This window comes from Massilia sp. TWP1-3-3 (assembly GCF_049897805.1).
Classification (GTDB): Bacteria; Pseudomonadota; Gammaproteobacteria; order Burkholderiales; family Burkholderiaceae_D; genus Telluria_A.
This window is the reverse complement of sequence record NZ_JAFCWX010000093.1, coordinates 1-2,427: the sequence shown is the minus strand read 5'-3', so window position 1 is coordinate 2,427 and position 2,427 is coordinate 1. Positions and strand designations below refer to the sequence as shown.

Here is a 2,427-nt window from a genome sequence, read left to right as displayed (position 1 = left end):
TAACGAATAAGGTTAGATCGAGCGAGCGTAGCGACGCCTCGATCTGAACCGTTTGTTGGACAAGCCCGGCCCGTGAGCCGCGTTGCGGGCCTATAGGAAATATGTCTTTGGAAGTTTGGCATGCTGATGCCCCGTTGCGTGGCGCTGGCGGGGCGCGGGTCGGGCCGGAGCGAAATTGCAGGCTGACGTTGACGCTAGGCTGGTTTTGGACGGTTTTCGCCCTATTTCAGGCGAACGGATTTCTCAGCCACGGGGGAAGCTGCAACCGTCTTTCGTTCCGTTTGTCGTCGCGTTCACATGGTGGTCGTGTCCGCTTTCGCCACAATCGGCGATGGTGGCCTGCGCAGGCGCGTTTGCACGATCGACATCGCCGCCCCGCAGCATGGACACGCGATGGAAGATCGTTTCCTGAGCACGGCGGTGTTGCGCGGCGGCAGGCATTTGAGCACGATGTGCAGCAAGGCGATCAGGCGCTTGCAGTTGGAATGCAGAATGCCGAAATTGCGCGCACGCCGGAAGCCCTTGGGCAGCACATGCTGCAGCACGAGCCAGAGGAAGTGCGCACCAGATATGGTGCGCACTTCCATCTTCCTGGTCTTGGCATTCTGGTACCGGAAGCTCACCTGGCCATCGTTCACGGCGACGATATTCTTCTCCGCGATGACACCCCGGTAGAGGTAGCGCCCGAGATATACGAGCGCCTTGTCGCCGCTGCCCACGCTTTTGCAATCGACGACCCAGCACACCGGGTGGCGCACTGGAAGGGCCAGGCCCGCGTGGGCGATGCCGGCGAGGATCTTGGCCCGGAACACTTTGGCCAGCGCTTTGTGACTGAACAAATAGCCCCCTTTGGCCCCGGGGGCGCGCTTGGTGTTCCAGCGCTTGCGCACGGCGTCAACAGCGCCCGCCGGCATGACCAGATGGACATGCGGATGGTAGTCGAGCCGGCGCGTGTGCGTGTGCAGCACTGCAATGGCGCCGGGTGTGCCGCGCAACTGTTTGTCGTTCTCGCTGAAGGTGCGCACCGTGTCCCACGCCGCACGCATGAGCAAGTCGTAGAGCACGTTCTGGTGCGCCTGCCACAGAGGTCTGAATTCGGCCGGAAGCGTAAATGTGAGCAGGAAGTATTCAGCCGGCAGTTGCCTGGCGCGCTGGCGGGCCAGCCACTGCTCGCTTTCGTGATGCTGGCAGTGCGGGCAATGGCGGTTACCGCAGGAATGCGGCACGTAGACCTGGTGCTCGCAGTCGTCGCAACGGACCTGCATCTTCAAGCTGGCCTGGTTGCGGCAGCGTTTCATCGCCGCCAGTGCGCGCCGCTGATCGGTGTTGAGCCTGCTGCCGTACTGCGCCAGCAAGTCAGTGTCGAAGGCATTGATGACGGAGGCGAGGCGCATCATTTGACCGTCCCCCAGGTCACCGCGAAACTGTCCATCAGCCCGTTGATACGGTCAATGGCGTTGTGCCCGGTCTGCTCGGTCAGATGGGTATAGCGGGCGGTGGTGAGAATGGACTCGTGGCCAAGGTATTTCTGTACTTCAAGCAGGTCGACGCCCGCCTCGATCAGATGGGTTGCAAAGGCGTGGCGCAGGGAATGGGGCGTGATCTTTTTTTTAGGCCGCAACTGGCAACCACCTGATGCAGGGTGGCCGCCACACCGCCACGGTCGAGTGGCGTGGTGGCGCACGAGCCACCCTTGATACCGCCCGCCCGGCTCGGAAACAACAGCACCGGATTGCGGTGCACCTGCCAGTAGTCGCGTAGAAGACTGTAGGTCGCCTTTGGCAACGGTACAAAACGGTCCTTGTTGCCCTTGGCATTTCGTATGTGCACCCGTCTGCGCGCGCCGTCAATGTCGCCCACTTCCAGGCGCAGCCCTTCGCCCAGACGCAGGCCCAGGCTGTAGAGCGTAAAAAAGAGCACGCGGTAACTGAGTACACGCGTCGCGCTGACCAAGCGCTGCATCTCCTCGACCGTGACAATGTCGGGCAGGCGTTGACTACGTGGAGGCTTGACCAGTCCGGGTGCGGGCCAGGGCTTGGCCAGCACATGCTCGTAGTAAAAGCGCAGCCCGTACAGGTCAAGCTTGACCGCGCTCCAGGAATGCGTGGCTAGACGCTCGCTGAAATAGTCCGTGAGCTGCTGCGCCGACAGGTCGTCGATCTGGTGCGCGAAGCGTTCGCCGGCCTGGCGGATGGCGCGCGAGTAGGCTGCGATCGTCTTCGGTTGCAGCCCTTTGAGCTTCAAGTGCTGCAGGTGGCGTTCGTAATTGCGTTTGAAATTTGCGGCGGTATGTGTTTCCATAGCGATGTGACCTCGTTTCGTATGATTCACACCCTCGGGCGAGGGACGAGGTCACATTCTGAATCATCCAGCCGGATCGATCATCAGCCAGGATCGCACTCCTGCCGCGTAGCGGCTTCGTCCAAC

At 61.6% G+C, this 2,427-nt stretch carries 1 protein-coding gene and 1 pseudogene; both read right to left on the bottom strand.

Annotated features, from left to right (window positions below; translation table 11 throughout):
• Nucleotides 1–293: 293 nt before the first annotated feature.
• The gene (locus ACP7D4_RS27870) at nt 294–1,397 is read right to left on the bottom strand and encodes an IS91 family transposase (protein ID WP_426212679.1); all 1,104 of its coding nucleotides are present in this window, start codon (nt 1,395–1,397) and stop codon (nt 294–296) included.
• A pseudogene (locus tag ACP7D4_RS27865) lies at nt 1,394–2,301 on the bottom strand (tyrosine-type recombinase/integrase). Before ACP7D4_RS27865 ends, ACP7D4_RS27870 begins: the two are co-directional and overlap by 4 nt.
• Between the last annotated feature and the right edge of the window lie 126 nt (nt 2,302–2,427).

Excerpts from the sequence above, each read along its gene's own strand:
- ACP7D4_RS27870 (WP_426212679.1), bottom strand. The coding sequence starts at position 1,397 with ATGATGCGCCTCGCCTCCGTCATCAATGCCTTCGACACTGACTTGCTG.